This is a genomic window from Mycobacterium sp. NTMscope_MAC_12, assembly GCF_976985675.1.
On record NZ_CDRJYY010000001.1, the window covers coordinates 4,322,594 to 4,337,815 of the forward strand.

Here is a 15,222-nt window from a genome sequence, read left to right on the forward strand (position 1 = left end):
CGGTGGCCACCGGATCGCGGAGCGGCCTGCTGGTCGGGCTGACCGCCGCCAGCGTGGGCCTCATCTACGGCTACGACCTGTCCATCATCGCGGGCGCGCAGTTGTTCGTCACCGAGGACTTCGGGCTGTCCACCCGGCAGCAGGAACTGCTGACGACGATGGTGGTGTTCGGCCAGATCATCGGGGCGCTCGGCGCCGGCGTGCTGGCCAACGTGATCGGCAGGAAAAGGTCGGTGGTACTGATCCTGTTCGCCTACGCGGCTTTCGCGCTGCTGGCCGCGTTCTCGGTGTCGCTGCCGATGCTGCTGGCGGCGCGGCTGCTCGTCGGCCTGACCATCGGTGTGACGGTGGTGGTCGTCCCGGTGTACGTGGCCGAATCGGCGCCGACCGCGGTGCGGGGCTCGCTGCTCACGGCCTACCAGCTGGCGATCGTCAGCGGGCTCATCGTCGGTTATTTGACCGGCTACCTGCTGGCCGGCACGCACAGCTGGCGGTGGATGCTGGGGCTGGCCTGCGTGCCCGCACTCCTGTTGGCGCCGTTGGTGATTCGGATGCCGGACACGGCCCGGTGGTACCTGCTCAAAGGCCGGGTTGACGACGCCCGGCGGGCGCTGCTGCGGGTGGAGCCCGACGCGCGGGTCGACGAGGAGCTGGCCGATATCGGCCGCGCGGTCAGTGAGGGCAGCGGCCGCCTCTCCGAGATGCTGCCGGAAATGGTTCGCAGGCCCTATCTTCGGGCCACCATCTTCGTCGTCGTACTCGGCTTCCTGATCCAGATCACCGGCATCAACGCGATCATCTATTACAGCCCCCGGATATTTCAGGCCATGGGCTTCACCGGCAATTTCGCGCTGCTGGGGTTGCCGGCGCTGGTGCAGGTGGCCGGGTTGGCCGCCGTCGGGACGGCGCTGCTGCTGGTCGACCGGGTGGGCCGACGGCCAATCCTGTTGTGCGGCACCGCCATGATGATCGCCGCCGACGTCGTGCTGATGGCCGTGTTCGGCCGTGGGATCGGCGGCGCGGTCGCCGGGTTCGCGGGCGTGCTGCTGTTCATCTTCGGCTACACCATGGGTTTCGGCTCGCTGGGCTGGGTGTACGCCAGCGAAAGCTTCCCGTCCCGGCTGCGGTCGCTTGGGTCGAGCACGATGCTGACCTCCAACCTGGTGGCCAACGCCATCATCGCCGCCGTCTTCCTGACCATCCTGCATTCATTCGGCGGCGCAGGCACTTTCGCGGCGTTCGCCGCGCTCGCGTTGATCGCTTTCGCCTTCGTCTATCGGTATGCGCCGGAGACCAAGGGCCGCCAGCTCGAGGACATCCGCCACTTCTGGGAGAACGGCGGCCGGTGGGGCTGATCGCCGCGGGAACCATGGTCCTGGACGGGCGGATCTGCCGGCCGGGCTGGCTCGAGACCTCCGCCGGGCAAATCGCGGCCTGCGCGCCCGGGCCGCCGCCCCGCCCGCCCGACCGGGACTTCCCGGATTGCGCTGTGGCGCCGGGGTTTATCGACATGCACGTGCACGGCGGCGGTGGGGCCTCCTACACCGACGCCGACGGCATCGGCGACGCCGCTGCCTTCCACCGGCGCCACGGCACCACCACCACGTTGGCCAGCCTGGTGACCGCCGCCCCCCCGGAATTGCTCAGCGGGGTGCGCGCACTCACCGACGCCACCAGGCGGGGCACCGTCGCGGGCATTCATCTCGAAGGCCCCTGGCTGAGCCGGGCGCGCTGCGGGGCCCATGACCCCGCTCAGATGCGCGACCCGGACCCAACGGAGATCGACGCGGTGCTGGCCGCCGGCGGCGATGCGATCAAGATGGTCACCCTGGCGCCGGAGCTGCCCGGGGCCGACGCCGCGATCCGGCGCTTCGTGGACGCGGGAGTCGTTGTGGCGGTGGGACATACCGACGCGAGCTACGAGCAGACCCGGCACGCCATCGCGTTGGGCGCCACGGTCGGCACGCATCTGTTCAATGCGATGCCGCCGCTGCATCACCGCGAGCCCGGCCCGGCGCTCGCGTTGCTGCGGGATTCACGGGTGACCGTCGAGCTCATCGCCGACGGCGTGCACCTGCACCGGGACGTGGCGCGCGCGGTCATCGAGGCGGCCGGCGTGGACCGGGTCGCGGTGATCACCGACGCGATCGCCGCAGCGGGCGGCGCCGACGGCGCGTATCGACTCGGCGCGGTGCGCATCGATGTGGTTTCCGGCGTCGCGCGGGTGCAGGGGACGTCGACGATCGCGGGCAGCACGGCCACCCTGGATCAGTTGTTCGCCAGGGTGGCCGCCGACGCCGGGCTGGCCGCGGCGGTTCAGGTGACGTCGGCGACGCCGGCGCGCGCGCTGGGGCTCGATCGCGTGGGCAGCCTGCGGCCCGGCTATAACGCCAATCTTGTGGTGCTCGACCGTGATTTGCGGGTGACCGCCGTCATGGTGCGCGGCGACTGGCTCTGAGCGTTATCATCAGAGACGTCAGCACCTGACACCGGACGAGGGGCCCCGTACCCGGCCAGCGACAAGACGGCGCCGTGGAGGTGCGCAATGGCATGGCTCGTCTTGATCGCGTCGGGGGTCTTGGAGGCGGTGTGGGCGACCGCCCTGAACAAGTCCGACGGCTTCTCCCGGCTCGGCCCCTCGCTGGTCTTCGTTGTCGCGCTGGCGCTTTCGATGGCCGGACTGGCGACCGCGATGCGCACCCTGCCGGTCGGAACCAGCTATGCGGTATGGGTCGGCATCGGGGCCGTGCTCACGGTGGGCTACGCGGCGGTCATCGGCGACGAACCGGCGTCGTTGACCAAGCTGTTGCTGATTGCCGGGATCGTGGCCTGCATCGCGGGTTTGAAGGTGATCAGCTAGCGGCCACGGCGGGCAAGCCCGGCGATTCGGGAAAGGGCCAGCGCCCCAACGGCTCCCAGGGTCATCGCGGTCAGCGTCTGGCGAGTGCCCAGGCCCTCGTCCATGTGCACCCGCGGCGCGATGATCGCCGGAGCGGGGGGCTCGACGTGGCGGTCGCGCGGATCGGTGGACGCCGTCGCCCCCCACGCGGTGCAGAACAGGACGAGATAGGCGGTGATGTAAGCGAACACCATCAACCCCAGCACCGGGCCGAAGGCCGCGCCCGCGGGGCTGCGCAACACCGTCTTCAGATAGATCGACCCCACCTGTTTGAACACTTCGAAGCCGACGGCCGCGATCAGCCCGGCCCGCATCGAATCGACGAAACTGACCTTTTCCCGGGGCAGGCGCGCGATCATCCACGTGAACAGCAGCCACGACACGAACGTCGCGATCAGGATCGAGAAAACCCAGAAGAGCCAGTCGAACACCGCAAACTGCGGTACGCCAAGCCATTTCAGCAGTGTGGCCATGGGTGCGGCGTGGCCGATGGTGGTCAGCGCGACGGTGGCCACGATCACCGCGAACGTCCCCACCATCGCCAGCAGATCGGAGAACTTGCTGCGCACGAAGCCCGTCGACTCGGCCTGCGAGTCCCACCACATCTCGGTCAGCGCTTGGCGCAGGTGTGAAATCCAGCCCAGGCCCGCCCACACCGCGGTGACCAGACCGATGACACCGACCGAAGTCCGGGCGTCGATCGCCGAGTTCATCAACTCCTGCAGCTGATTTCCCAGCGTGCCCGACACCTGGGACCGTATGTGATCGTCGATCGTGCTCAGCAGGTGGGGCCGGCGGGCCAGCACGAATCCGAACACCGCGAAACCGACCATGAGCAACGGAAACAACGCGAAAATCGTGTAATAGGTGAGTCCGGCGGCAAAGAACCCGCCGTTGCGTTCGTCGAAACGCTGGTAGGCGCGGATGACATGGTCGAGCCACCCGTACCGGGCCCGCAGCCGATCAAGAATGCCTTCCTTGGCCGGCTCGCTCATGGTGGAACTTCTTACCTCCGTTGCGGAAGGAACCCAAGCCGATCGTAAACCCGTTGGACCGTTTTCCCGGCGACATCCTGGGCCCGTTCGGCTCCGGCCGCCAAGATGGCCTCCAATTCGGCCAAGTCGGCCGTCAGTTCGTCGACGCGGGCCTTGATCGGGGTGACGAACTCGACCACCGCCTCCGCGGTGTCCTTCTTTAAATCGCCGTAACCCCTTCCGGCATAGCCCTCGACGAGCTTGTCGACGCCGATGCCGCTGACCGCGGACTGGATGGTCAGCAGGTTGGAGACGCCGGGCTTGGCGTCGGTGTCGAAGCGGATCTCGCGCTCGCTGTCGGTCACCGCCGAACGAATCTTCTTGGCCGACAACGCCGGATCGTCGAGCAGGTTGATCAGCCCGGCGTCGGTGGCCGCGGATTTGCTCATCTTCGACGTCGGGTCGGACAGGTCGTAGATCTTCGCGGTCGCCTTGGGGATCAGCATGTCCGGCACCACGAACGTGTCCGGGAATCGGGCGTTGAACCGCTGCGCCACGTCGCGGGCCAGCTCGAGATGCTGGCGCTGGTCTTCGCCCACCGGCACCAGGCCGGTGTCGTAGGCCAGCACGTCGGCGGCCTGCAGCACCGGGTAGGTGAATAAACCCACGGTGGTGGAGTCGGCGCCCTGGCGCAGCGACTTGTCCTTGAACTGCGTCATCCGCGACGCCTGCCCGAAGCCGGTGAAGCAGCCCAGCACCCAGGCCAGCTGGGTGTGGCCGGGCACGTGGCTCTGCACGAAGACGGTGCTGCGGGCCGGGTCGATGCCCAGGGCCAGGTATTGGGCGGCGGTGACCAGGGTCCGCCGCCGCAGCGCCTCGGGATCCTGGGCGACGGTGATGGCATGCAGGTCGACCACGCAGAAGTACGCGTCATGGTCGTCCTGCAGGTCGACCCACTGGGTGAGGGCGCCCAACGCGTTACCCAGGTGAAGCGAATCGGACGTGGGCTGCACGCCGGAGAAAATGCGGCTGGATCCGGTAGCGGTGCTCATGATGCACCGATCTTTTCACGTGCGGCGGCGGGCGCTCAGTGTGCGGCCACCCGCACGTTCGGCGCCGAGTGTGCGGCCAGCCGCGCGCCCGCGATCAGGCCGTGTTGCGGTACCGGCGGTACCGCCTTTAATGTCGGATTATGCGCAACCTCGTCTGCTCGGCTCCTCGCTCGTGAGCTCCGCTCACTCGCCGTCGCCTTCGGCCCGTCGCCCGACCCACCTTGGCCCCGAGGATGGTTCCGGAGAGCCGGTCGTGCTGCTGCACGGGTTCCTGATGTCGCAGACGGTGTGGGATCCGGTGGCGCCGCGGCTCGCCGACACCGGCCGTTACGAGGTCTTCGCCCCGACCATGGCCGGGCACAACGGCGGACCCTATGCGGGCACCTGGCTGCTGAGCTCGTCGGTGCTGGCCGACCATGTCGAGCGTCAGCTCGACGAACTCGGCTGGGAGTCCGCGCACCTGGTGGGCAACTCGCTGGGCGGCTGGGTGGCCTTCGAGCTCGAGCGCCGCGGGCGGGCGCGCAGCGTCACCGGCGTCGGCGCCGCGGGCGGCTGGACGCGCTGGAGCCCGGTCAAATTCGAGGTCATCAGCAAGTTCATCGCCGGGATGCCGGTCCTGGGACTGGCCCGGCTGCTGGGCCCGCGGGCGCTGCGGCTGCCGCTGAGCCGCCGCCTGGCGACCCTGCCGCTGAGCGCCACCCCGGAGGGGGTCAGCGTGGAGCAACTGCGCGGCGTGGTCGATGACGCCGCGCACTGCCCGGCCTATTTCCAGCTGCTGATCAAGTCGCTGCTGCAGCCCGGGCTGCTGGAGCTGGCGCAGACCGCGGTGCCCGTGCAGCTGGTGCTGTGCGAGAAGGACCGGGTGGTGCCGCCGAGCAGGTTCAGCCGCCATTTCACCAACTTCTTGCCCGAGGGAACGAAGATCACCAAGCTCGACGGCGTCGGGCACGTGCCGATGTTCGAGGCGCCCGAACGCATCACCGCGGCCATCGCCGACTTCATCGACGAGTGCGCCGCGGGCCCGGACCGGCTCTCCGAGCGGCACCGGCCGCCGGCTAGTTAGCCAGCTCCTTTTTTAGGTTCTCGGCGATCGAGTCGAGGAATTCCTCGCTCTGCTGCCACTGTTGATCGGGGCCGATCAGGATGGCGAGGTCCTTGGTCATCTTCCCGCTCTCGACGGTGGAGACGATGACGTTTTCCAGCGTCTGCGCGAACTCGATCACCTCGGGGGTGTCGTCCAGCTTGCCGCGGTGCGCCAGCCCGCGCGTCCAGGCGAAGATCGAGGCGATCGGGTTGGTGGAGGTCGGTTTGCCGGCCTGATACTGCCGGAAGTGCCGGGTGACCGTGCCGTGCGCGGCCTCGGCCTCGACCGTCTTGCCGTCGGCGGTCATCAGCACCGAGGTCATCAACCCCAGCGAGCCGTAGCCCTGAGCGATGGCGTCGGACTGCACGTCGCCGTCGTAGTTCTTGCACGCCCACACGTAGCCGCCCTCCCACTTGAGGCAGGCGGCCACCATGTCGTCGATCAGCCGGTGCTCGTAAGTCAGGCCCTCGGCCTCGAAGTCTTCCTTGAATTCCTCGTCGTAGATGCGCTGGAACTCGTCCTTGAACATGCCGTCGTAGGCCTTGAGGATGGTGTTCTTGGTCGACAGGTACACCGGCCATTTCGCGTTCAGGCCGTACTTGAACGACGCGCGCGCGAAGTCGCGCACGGAGTCCTTGAAGTTGTACATCCCCATCACCACGCCGCCGTCCTCGGGGATGGACACCATCTCGTGCACCATCGGCTCGCTGCCATCGGCGGGGGTGAACGTGATGGCGACGGTGCCGGGCTTGTCGACCTTGAAGTTGGTCGCGCGGTACTGGTCGCCGAACGCGTGGCGGCCGATGACGATCGGCTTGGTCCAGCCCGGAACCAGGCGCGGCACGTTGGAAATGACGATCGGTTCGCGGAAGATGGTGCCGCCCAAGATGTTCCGGATCGTCCCGTTCGGCGAAAGCCACATCTTCTTGAGGTTGAACTCGGAGACGCGGGCCTCGTCGGGGGTGATCGTCGCGCACTTGACGCCCACGCCGTGCTTCTTGATGGCGTAGGCCGCGTCGATCGTCACCTGGTCGTCGGTGCGGTCGCGGTGCTCGATGCCCAGGTCGTAGTAATCCAGATCGATGTCGAGGTGCGGAAGGATCAACATCTCCTTGATCAGCTTCCAGATGACGCGGGTCATCTCGTCGCCGTCGAGCTCGACCACGCGGCCCTTGACCTTGATCTTGGCTTCTTTGGAACCCGGGCTCGACATCGGTGCCTTCCTGCGGCGTCAGCCTTGTGCGGCGGCGAGCACCTCGTTGAACGTCTTGCTCGGCCGCATCACCGCCGTCGTCTTCTCGCTGTCGGGGTAGTAGTACCCGCCGATGTCGACCGTCTCACCCTGCACCTCGGCGAGCTCGGCCACGATGGTGTCCTCGTTCTCGCCCAACGACTCGGCCAGCTTGGCGAAGCGCTCGCGCAACTCCTCGTCGTCGTTTTGCGCGGCGAGTTCCTGCGCCCAGTACAGCGCCAGATAGAACTGGCTGCCCCGGTTGTCGAGTTCACCCGTCTTGCGCGACGGACTCTTGTTGTTGTCCAACAGCTTTCCGATCGCGGAATCCAGCGTCTTGCCCAGCAGCTTGGCGCGCTCGTTGTCGGTCTTGATGCCGATGTCCTCGAAACACGCTCCCAGAGCGAGGAATTCACCGAGGGAATCCCAGCGCAGGTGGTTCTCCTCGACGAGTTGATGGACGTGCTTGGGGGCCGAGCCGCCCGCGCCGGTCTCGTACATTCCGCCGCCGGCCATCAACGGCACGATGGACAGCATCTTGGCGCTGGTGCCCAGCTCCAGGATCGGGAACAGGTCGGTGAGGTAGTCGCGCAGGATGTTTCCGGTCGCGGCGATGGTGTCCTGGCCGCGCATCGCGCGCTCGAGCGTGTACCGCATGGCCCACACCTGCGGCATGATCTGGATCTGCAGGCCCTCGGTGTCGTGCTCCTTCAGGTATTCCTTGACCTTCTTGCGCAGCTCGACCTCGTGCGGGCGTTCGGTGTCCAGCCAGAAGACCACGGTCATGCCCGAGTTGCGTGCCCGGTTGACGGCCAGCTTGACCCAGTCGCGGATCGGTTCGTCGCGGACGATGGGCATGCGCCAGATGTCGCCGGTTTCCACGTTCTGGGTCAGCAGGACTTCCCCGGTGTCGAGGTCGACGATGTTGGCGACGCCGCTCTCGGGGATCTCGAATGTCTTGTCGTGCGAGCCGTATTCCTCGGCCTGCTGCGCCATCAGCCCGACGTTGGGGACCGTGCCCATGGTCGCGGGATCGAACGCGCCGTGCGTCTTGCAGAAGTTGATGATCTCTTGGTAGATCCGGGAGAACGTGGACTCCGGGTTGACGGCCTTGGTGTCCTTCTGCCGCCCGTCGGCGCCCCACATCTTGCCGCCCGCACGGATCATCGCCGGCATCGACGCGTCGACGATCACGTCGCTGGGCGAGTGAAAGTTGGTGATGCCCTTGGCCGAATCGACCATGGCCAGCTCGGGGCGGTGCTCGTGGCACGCGTGCAGGTCGCGGATGATCTCGTCGTGCAGCGACGCGGGCAGCGCCTCGATCTTGCTGTACAGGTCGACCAATCCGTTGTTGACGTCGACGCCGAGTTCGTCGAAGAGCTCCTGGTGCTTGGCGAAGGCCTCCTTGTAGAAGATCTTCACGGCGTGCCCGAAGACGATGGGGTGCGAGACCTTCATCATCGTCGCCTTGACGTGCAGCGAGAACATCACGCCCGTCTCGTAGGCGTCCTGCATCTGCTCCTCGTAGAACTCGATGAGGGCCTTCTTGCTCATGTACATGGAGTCGATGACGTCGCCCGTGCGCAGCGAGACCATGGGCTTGAGCACGATCGTCTTGCCGCTCTCGGTCTCGAGCTCCATCTTCACGTTGCGCGCGCGGTCCAGCGTCATCGACTTCTCGCCGTGGTAGAAGTCGCCGCCCTTCATGGTCGCGACGTGCGTGCGTGACGCCGGCGACCATTCCGCCATGCTGTGCGGGTGCTTGCGCGCGTACTCCTTGACGGCCTTGGGTGCGCGCCGGTCCGAGTTGCCTTGTCGCAGTACCGGGTTCACCGCGCTGCCGAGGCACTTGGCGTAGCGGTCGCGAATCTCCCTGTCCTCGTCGGTCTTCGGGCTCTGCGGAAAGTCCGGAATCTTGAATCCCTTGCCTTGCAGCTCCTTGACGGCGGCGATCAGCTGGGGCACCGAGGCGCTGATGTTCGGCAGCTTGATGATGTTGGTGTCGGCCAGCTTCGTCAGCCGGCCCAGCTCCGCGAGGTTGTCCGGGACCCGCTGCTCTTCGGTCAGGTGTTCGGGGAACTCGGCGAGGATCCGGGCCGCCACCGAGATGTCGCTGGTCTTGATCTTGATCCCCGCGGGTTCGGCGAAGGCACGCACGATCGGCAGGAACGCGTAGGTCGCCAGCAGCGGCGCCTCGTCGGTCAGCGTGTAGATGACGGTCGGCTGTTCGGCGCTCACGGTCTCTCTCCCGGCGGCAAGATCTTCGATATCGGACAATTCTGTGGGGGGCTCAGCAATCTAACTGCCACGTTATCAAGGGTGTTTGGACAGGTGTCGACCTGCATGTGCACCGCCACGGTTGGCGGCGGGTCGGCACAGTACGATAATCTTCGTATTGGTCATGAGCGCCAGCATCAAGCCCCGGCTTGCTGGCCGGCAACCCTCCAACCGCGGTGGGGTGCCCCGGGTGATGACCAGGTCTATGTAGCCACAGGCTGCACGGCAAGCGCGGGTCCGCCATAACGGACCCCTGACTAGAGGGGACACGTGATGTGCTTCTGTCCAGCTCCTTCGGCTCCGCTCACCCTTACGGATCGGCCGATGTGCGCAATCGTCCGCCGCTGCTAGTCGGCCGGCCACCGAGAGACCGCTGAGACCCGAGCCCATATCCCAGGAGAGAGCCAACCCACGTGAGTTCCGACAACGGTACTACCAGCGACAACACGGATCCGACCGCGCATTGGTCGTTCGAGACCAAGCAGGTGCACGCCGGCCAGCAGCCCGACCCGGCCACCAACGCCCGCGCCCTGCCGATCTACCAGACCACCTCCTACGTCTTCGACGACACCACGCACGCCGCCGCCCTGTTCGGGTTGGAGGTTCCGGGCAACATCTACACCCGGATCGGCAACCCGACCACCGACGTCGTCGAGCAGCGCATCGCCGCGCTCGAGGGCGGTGTGGCGGCGCTGTTCCTGAGCTCCGGCCAGGCGGCGGCGACGTTCGCGATCTTGAACCTGGCGTGTGCCGGAGATCACATCGTCTCGAGCCCCAGGCTCTACGGCGGGACCTACAACCTGTTCCACTACTCGCTGGCCAAGCTCGGAATCGAGGTCACCTTCGTGGAAGACCCCGACGATCTGGATTCGTGGCGGGCCGCGGCGCAACCGAACACCAAAGCCTTCTTCGCCGAGACCATTTCCAACCCGCAGATCGACATCCTGGACATCCCCGGCGTCGCCGGGGTCGCCCACGACAACGGCGTCCCGCTGATCGTCGACAACACGGTCGCCACGCCCTACCTGATCCAGCCGTTTCGGCACGGCGCGGACATCGTCGTGCACTCGGCCACCAAGTACCTCGGCGGCCACGGCTCGGCGATCGCCGGGGTCGTCGTCGACGGCGGCACCTTCGACTGGACGCAGGGCCGGTTCCCGGGATTCACCACACCCGACCCGAGCTACCACGGCGTGGTGTTCGCCGAGCTCGGCCCGCCGGCCTACGCGCTCAAGGCGCGCGTGCAGCTGCTGCGCGACCTCGGTTCGGCCGCCGCACCGTTCAACGCGTTCCTGGTCGCCCAGGGCATCGAGACGCTGAGCCTGCGCATGGAACGTCACGTCGCCAACGCGCAACGCGTGGCCGAGTTCTTGGCGGGCCACGAGGGCGTGCTGTCGGTGAACTACGCCGGACTGCCCGGCTCGCCCTGGCATGAACGGGCAAAGAAGCTGGCGCCCAAGGGAACCGGGGCGGTGCTGTCGTTCGAACTGGCCGGCGGTGTCGATGCCGGCAAGGCCTTCGTGAACGCGCTGAAGTTGCACAGCCACGTCGCCAACATCGGCGACGTGCGTTCGCTGGTGATTCATCCGGCGTCCACGACGCACGCCCAGCTGTCCCCGCAGGAGCAGCTGAGCACCGGGGTCAGCCCGGGGCTGGTGCGGCTGGCCGTCGGCATCGAGGGGATCGACGACATCCTCGCCGACCTGGAGCTCGGCTTCGCCGCGGCAGCCAGATTCGGTGCGGCCGCGGGGGCGTCCGGCACCGATCCGAAGGCCGTGGCGGCGTTCTAAAGGAATCCTGCCCATGACGATCTCCGACGTGCCCACCCAAACGCTGCCTGACGAAGGCGAAATCGGCTTCGTCCATATCGGCGCGCTGACCACCGAGAGCGGCGCGGTCATCGACGACGTGCACATCGCCATCCAGCGCTGGGGCGAGTTGTCGCCGACACGCGACAACGTGATGGTGGTGCTGCACGCCCTGACCGGTGACTCGCATATCACCGGGCCGGCCGGGCCCGGACATCCCACCGGCGGCTGGTGGGACGGCATGGTCGGCCCGGGCGCGCCGATCGACACCGACCGCTGGTGCGCGGTGGCCACCAACGTGCTCGGCGGTTGCCGCGGCTCCACCGGGCCCAGCTCGCGGCGGCGGGACGGAAAGCCCTGGGGCTCAAGGTTCCCGCGGATTTCGATCCGCGACCAGGTGCAGGCCGACATCGCCGCGCTGGCCGCGCTGGGGATCGACGAGGTCGCCGCGGTGGTCGGTGGATCCATGGGCGGCGCAAGGGCTTTGGAGTGGATGGTCGGCCACCCAAACCGGGTCCGGGCCGGGCTGCTGCTGGCCGTGGGCGCGCGCGCCACCGCCGACCAGATCGGCACCCAGTCCACGCAGATCGCTGCCATCAAGGCCGACCCGAACTGGCAGGGTGGCGACTATCACGACACCGGGCTGGCGCCCGACACCGGACTGGCGATCGCGCGGCGCTTCGCGCATCTGACCTACCGCGGTGAGGTGGACCTCGACACCCGGTTCGCCAATGACGGGCAGGGCGACGAGGATCCGGCCGACGGCGGCCGCTACGCGGTGCAGAGCTACCTGGAGTACCAAGGCGACAAGCTGCTCGAGCGCTTCGACGCGGGCAGCTACGTGGTGTTGACCGAGGCGCTGAACAGTCACGACGTCGGCCGGGGGCGCGGCGGGGTGGCCCAGGCGCTGGGTGGGTGCCCGGTCCCGGTGGTGGTGGGCGGCATCGCGTCCGACCGGCTGTACCCGCTGCGCCTGCAGGAGGAGCTGGCGGAGCACCTGCCGGGCTGCACCGGCCTGCAGGTGGTCGACTCCGATTGCGGGCACGACGGCTTCCTGGTGGAAGTCGATGCGGTCGGCGAATTGATCCGCAAGACACTGGTGTTGGCCGACGCGGACAGCAGGGAAGGCACGTCGCAACGGTGACCCGCTCGCGGCAGGACCGTTCTTTGTCATTCGGCTCGGCGGCCGCGGCCTATGAGCGTGGCCGCCCCTCCTATCCCCCGGAGGCGATCGACTGGCTGTTGCCGGTCGGCGCGCGCCAGGTGCTCGATCTGGGTGCGGGCACCGGCAAGCTGACGACCCGGCTGGTGGAGCGCGGCCTGGACGTGGTGGCCGTCGACCCGATCCCGGGCATGCTGGAAGTGTTGCGGACCTCGCTACCCGAGACCCGCGCGCTGCTGGGCACGGCGGAAGAGATTCCGTTGGAAGACAACAGCGTTGACGTGGTGCTGGTGGCCCAGGCCTGGCATTGGGTGGACCCCGAGCGCGCGATACCCGAGGTGGCCCGCGTGCTGCGGCCGGGCGGGCGGCTGGGCCTGGTGTGGAACACCCGCGACGAACGGCTGGGCTGGGTGCGCGAGCTGGGCCGGATCATCGGCAGTGACGGCGACGGCGGCCGCACCCAGGTGCAGCTGCCCGAGCCGTTTACCGACCTCGCGCAGCATCAGGTCGAGTGGACGAGTTACCTTACGCCGCAAGCGTTGATCGACCTCGTCGCGTCGCGCAGTTACTGCATCACGTCGCCGACTGAGGTTCGCTCCAGGACGCTCGACGAGGTGCGCGAGTTGCTGGCCACCCATCCGGCGCTGGCGAATGCGACCGGCCTGGCGCTGCCCTATGTCACCATGTGCACCCGGGCGACGCTGGCCGGCTGAGCGCTTGCGTAGTGTCTCGTCGCATGGAGCAGCGACTGAGTCTCATCACCCTGGGCGTCGCCGACCTGCATCGCGCCCGCCGCTTCTATGCGCGCCTCGGCTGGCACGGTCAAGTGGTGCAGGAAACGGTCTTCTTTCAGGCCGGCGGCCTCGCCGTGAGTCTGTGGGCGCGAGAGAAGCTTTCGGCCGATCTCGGCATCGCCGACCAAGGCGATGACGGCTTCGGCGGCATCGCCATGGCTCACAACGTGCGGTCGCGCGCCGAGGTGGACGAGATCCTGGCCGCGGCAACAGATGCCGGAGCCACCATCACACGCGCCGCTGCCGAGACGTTCTACGGCGGGTACGCGGGCGCGTTCCGCGATCCCGATGGTCACGCGTGGGAAATCGCCCACAACCCTGGGTTCGCGCTAGCCGAGGACGGCGCGATCACAGTGCCCGACTTCTCGGAAGCCTGATCGCCGTCGTTGAAGTACCCCAGCCCGGTTACCACCCGTCATCGTCCTCGTCACGCAGCAGTTTCTCCGGATGGTGAAAGGTGTTGGTGCATGGCCGATTGCGCTCGAGGTGCGGTGGTGGTTTCCATTCGGTCTCGCCTTTGGCGTTCTTGCGGGTGGTCCAGCCGCGGGGTTGGAGCAGGCGGTGGTGTGGGCCGCAGGCGAAGGTGAGGTCGTCGATGTCGGTGGTATGGGAGGTGGCGTAGTCGGTGACGTGATGCACTTCGCAGTAGTAGCCCTTAACCCCGCAGCCTGGGGCGGTGCAGCCGCGGTCCTTGGCGTACAACACGATCCGCTGCCCCGGGGAAGCCAGCCGTTTGGTGTGATACAACGCCAGGGCCTTGCCCTTGTCGAAGATCGCCAAGTAGTGGTGCGCGTGGCGGCCCAGGCGGATCACCTCACTCATCGGCAGGATGGTGCCCCCGCCGGTCAGGCCGCGCCCGGCGGCGGCCTCCAACTCGGCCAGGGTGGTGGTGACGATGATGGAGGCGGGTAACCCGTTGTGCTGACCCAACTCCCCGGAGGCCAGCAGCGCGCGCAGTGCGGCCAGCAGGGCGTCGTGACCGCGTTGAGCCTTCGAGCGCGTATCCCGGTCGATGGCGGCTTGGCTGGGGGTCCCGTCGACACACGGGGTGTCGTCGAGAGGGTTGCACATCCCCGGGGCGCCGAGTTTGGCTTCCACGGCTTCGACGGTGGCGCGCAGCTCGGGGGTGATCAGGCCACGCAGCTGCGACATGCCGTCGGCTTGCTGGGGGCCCAGGGTCACGCCACGGCTACGGGCCCGGTCCTCATCGGTGAAGATGCCATCAGGATTGAGGACATTGGACATTCCGCGGGCCAGCTCGGTGAGGTGTTCGGGGCCGAACTGGGTTCCGAACCCGGCCAGTTGGGCTTCGGCAAACTCGCGGGCCGCGGCGTCGACCCAGCCGGGCAGCTGGCGGCAGAACTTGCGGATCACGGCCACCTGACCGGCGCCCAGGTCTCCGACGCGCTGGGCCGCGGCGGTGGCGGGCAGGGCCGGCGGCAGGGGTTCACCGGTCAGTCCGTGGCGGGGTCCCAGGTCGCGGGCTTCCTTGATGCGCCGAGACGCCTCGTGACGGCTGATCAGGGTGCGTTCGGTCAAAGCGTGGGGTAGCCCGCCGCCGAGTTCCTGCGAGGGGGCTTGGCGGGCAAGCGAATTGAGCAGCGGATGCTCGATGACCGGGATGCGCCGGCGCAGCCTCTCACAGCGCTCCAACACCGCCAGCTGCTGCTGGACGTTCAACGCGTCGAGCACCAACGCGCAGGCGCGGTCCAGGTCGGCATCGAGCGCGTCGAACACCGCGTCGACATCGGGCAGACCAGTGGAACTCACACCGCCAAACTATCGACACACACCGACAAAAAACGGCGCAATGTGACCACAGAAACCGCAGTGAAACAAGGGATTTCGGTATGCGTTTTCCGTATTCGAAAACGCGTCCGCGGGGGTTGCGTCCAGCAAGGTGGTGTAAATCGCAGCGGCGTGTCGGTCCCGAATGTGGAG

Annotated in this window: 13 protein-coding genes and 2 riboswitches; of the genes, 8 read left to right on the top strand and 5 right to left on the bottom strand. The window is 67.6% G+C overall.

Annotated elements, in window-relative coordinates:
- The first annotated feature begins 2 nt into the window (after positions 1 to 2).
- From AC0KS4_RS19920 to AC0KS4_RS19930, 3 genes are all read left to right on the top strand, one after another.
- Entirely contained in the window at positions 3 to 1,355 is a 1,353-nt protein-coding gene (locus tag AC0KS4_RS19920; RefSeq protein WP_238956751.1) for a sugar porter family MFS transporter, read from the top strand.
- The gene (gene nagA / locus AC0KS4_RS19925) at positions 1,346 to 2,458 is read left to right on the top strand and encodes an N-acetylglucosamine-6-phosphate deacetylase (protein ID WP_238956752.1); all 1,113 of its coding nucleotides are present in this window, start codon (positions 1,346 to 1,348) and stop codon (positions 2,456 to 2,458) included. The genes AC0KS4_RS19920 and nagA overlap by 10 nt, the downstream gene beginning before the upstream one ends.
- Before the next feature lie 12 nt (positions 2,459 to 2,470).
- Positions 2,471 to 2,534, top strand: a riboswitch (guanidine-III (ykkC-III) riboswitch).
- Positions 2,535 to 2,545: 11 nt separating this feature from the next.
- On the top strand, positions 2,546 to 2,860 hold the full coding sequence (locus tag AC0KS4_RS19930; RefSeq protein WP_225329314.1) for a DMT family transporter: 315 nt from the start codon (positions 2,546 to 2,548) through the stop codon (positions 2,858 to 2,860).
- Here the strand turns inward: AC0KS4_RS19930 and yhjD are convergent.
- On the bottom strand, positions 2,857 to 3,894 hold the full coding sequence (gene yhjD, locus AC0KS4_RS19935; protein ID WP_238956753.1) for an inner membrane protein YhjD: 1,038 nt from the start codon (positions 3,892 to 3,894) through the stop codon (positions 2,857 to 2,859). The two genes, AC0KS4_RS19930 and yhjD, sit on opposite strands and share 4 nt — an antisense overlap.
- An 11-nt stretch (positions 3,895 to 3,905) precedes the next feature.
- Positions 3,906 to 4,925: a tryptophan--tRNA ligase gene (gene trpS / locus AC0KS4_RS19940; RefSeq protein ID WP_238956754.1), complete on the bottom strand. Its 1,020-nt coding sequence runs from the start codon at positions 4,923 to 4,925 to the stop codon at positions 3,906 to 3,908.
- Positions 4,926 to 5,178: 253 nt separating this feature from the next.
- Here trpS and AC0KS4_RS19945 point away from each other — a divergent pair, with 253 nt between their 5' ends.
- Complete coding sequence (locus tag AC0KS4_RS19945; protein ID WP_238956755.1) at positions 5,179 to 5,988, top strand: alpha/beta fold hydrolase; 810 nt, start codon at positions 5,179 to 5,181, stop codon at positions 5,986 to 5,988.
- Here AC0KS4_RS19945 and AC0KS4_RS19950 read toward each other — a convergent pair.
- Positions 5,981 to 7,222 (bottom strand): NADP-dependent isocitrate dehydrogenase, encoded by a 1,242-nt coding sequence (locus AC0KS4_RS19950; protein WP_238956756.1) that lies wholly within the window; start codon positions 7,220 to 7,222, stop codon positions 5,981 to 5,983. The genes AC0KS4_RS19945 and AC0KS4_RS19950 overlap by 8 nt on opposite strands.
- An 18-nt stretch (positions 7,223 to 7,240) precedes the next feature.
- Positions 7,241 to 9,478 (bottom strand): NADP-dependent isocitrate dehydrogenase, encoded by a 2,238-nt coding sequence (locus tag AC0KS4_RS19955; protein WP_238956757.1) that lies wholly within the window; start codon positions 9,476 to 9,478, stop codon positions 7,241 to 7,243.
- A 159-nt stretch (positions 9,479 to 9,637) separates the two neighbouring features.
- Positions 9,638 to 9,755: riboswitch (SAM riboswitch) on the top strand.
- 175 nt (positions 9,756 to 9,930) lie between these two features.
- Here AC0KS4_RS19955 and AC0KS4_RS19960 point away from each other — a divergent pair.
- Genes AC0KS4_RS19960 through AC0KS4_RS19975 form a run of 4 tightly spaced genes read left to right on the top strand, consistent with a single transcriptional unit; the run spans position 9,931 to position 13,658 of the window.
- Entirely contained in the window at positions 9,931 to 11,307 is a 1,377-nt protein-coding gene (locus AC0KS4_RS19960; RefSeq protein ID WP_238956758.1) for a bifunctional o-acetylhomoserine/o-acetylserine sulfhydrylase, read from the top strand.
- Between the two features lie 13 nt (positions 11,308 to 11,320).
- A complete protein-coding gene (gene metX / locus AC0KS4_RS19965; RefSeq protein WP_238956759.1) occupies positions 11,321 to 12,469 on the top strand; it encodes a homoserine O-acetyltransferase MetX in 1,149 nt (382 codons plus the stop codon).
- Positions 12,466 to 13,200: a class I SAM-dependent methyltransferase gene (locus AC0KS4_RS19970; RefSeq protein WP_238956760.1), complete on the top strand. Its 735-nt coding sequence runs from the start codon at positions 12,466 to 12,468 to the stop codon at positions 13,198 to 13,200. The genes metX and AC0KS4_RS19970 overlap by 4 nt, the downstream gene beginning before the upstream one ends.
- A 23-nt stretch (positions 13,201 to 13,223) precedes the next feature.
- A complete protein-coding gene (locus AC0KS4_RS19975) occupies positions 13,224 to 13,658 on the top strand; it encodes a VOC family protein (RefSeq protein ID WP_238956761.1) in 435 nt (144 codons plus the stop codon).
- Positions 13,659 to 13,686: 28 nt separating this feature from the next.
- Here AC0KS4_RS19975 and AC0KS4_RS19980 read toward each other — a convergent pair whose 3' ends face one another.
- Positions 13,687 to 15,051: an HNH endonuclease signature motif containing protein gene (locus AC0KS4_RS19980; protein ID WP_238956762.1), complete on the bottom strand. Its 1,365-nt coding sequence runs from the start codon at positions 15,049 to 15,051 to the stop codon at positions 13,687 to 13,689.
- Positions 15,052 to 15,222 lie beyond the last annotated feature (171 nt).

What these genes read in the sequence shown, in the direction of transcription:
- AC0KS4_RS19950 (WP_238956756.1), bottom strand. Translation starts at nt 7,222, where the DNA reads ATGTCGAGCCCGGGTTCCAAAGAAGCCAAGATCAAGGTCAAGGGCCGC.
- yhjD (WP_238956753.1), bottom strand. Translation starts at nt 3,894, where the DNA reads ATGAGCGAGCCGGCCAAGGAAGGCATTCTTGATCGGCTGCGGGCCCGG.
- AC0KS4_RS19930 (WP_225329314.1), top strand. Translation starts at nt 2,546, where the DNA reads ATGGCATGGCTCGTCTTGATCGCGTCGGGGGTCTTGGAGGCGGTGTGG.
- metX (WP_238956759.1), top strand. Translation starts at nt 11,321, where the DNA reads ATGACGATCTCCGACGTGCCCACCCAAACGCTGCCTGACGAAGGCGAA.
- trpS (WP_238956754.1), bottom strand. Translation starts at nt 4,925, where the DNA reads ATGAGCACCGCTACCGGATCCAGCCGCATTTTCTCCGGCGTGCAGCCC.
- AC0KS4_RS19975 (WP_238956761.1), top strand. Translation starts at nt 13,224, where the DNA reads ATGGAGCAGCGACTGAGTCTCATCACCCTGGGCGTCGCCGACCTGCAT.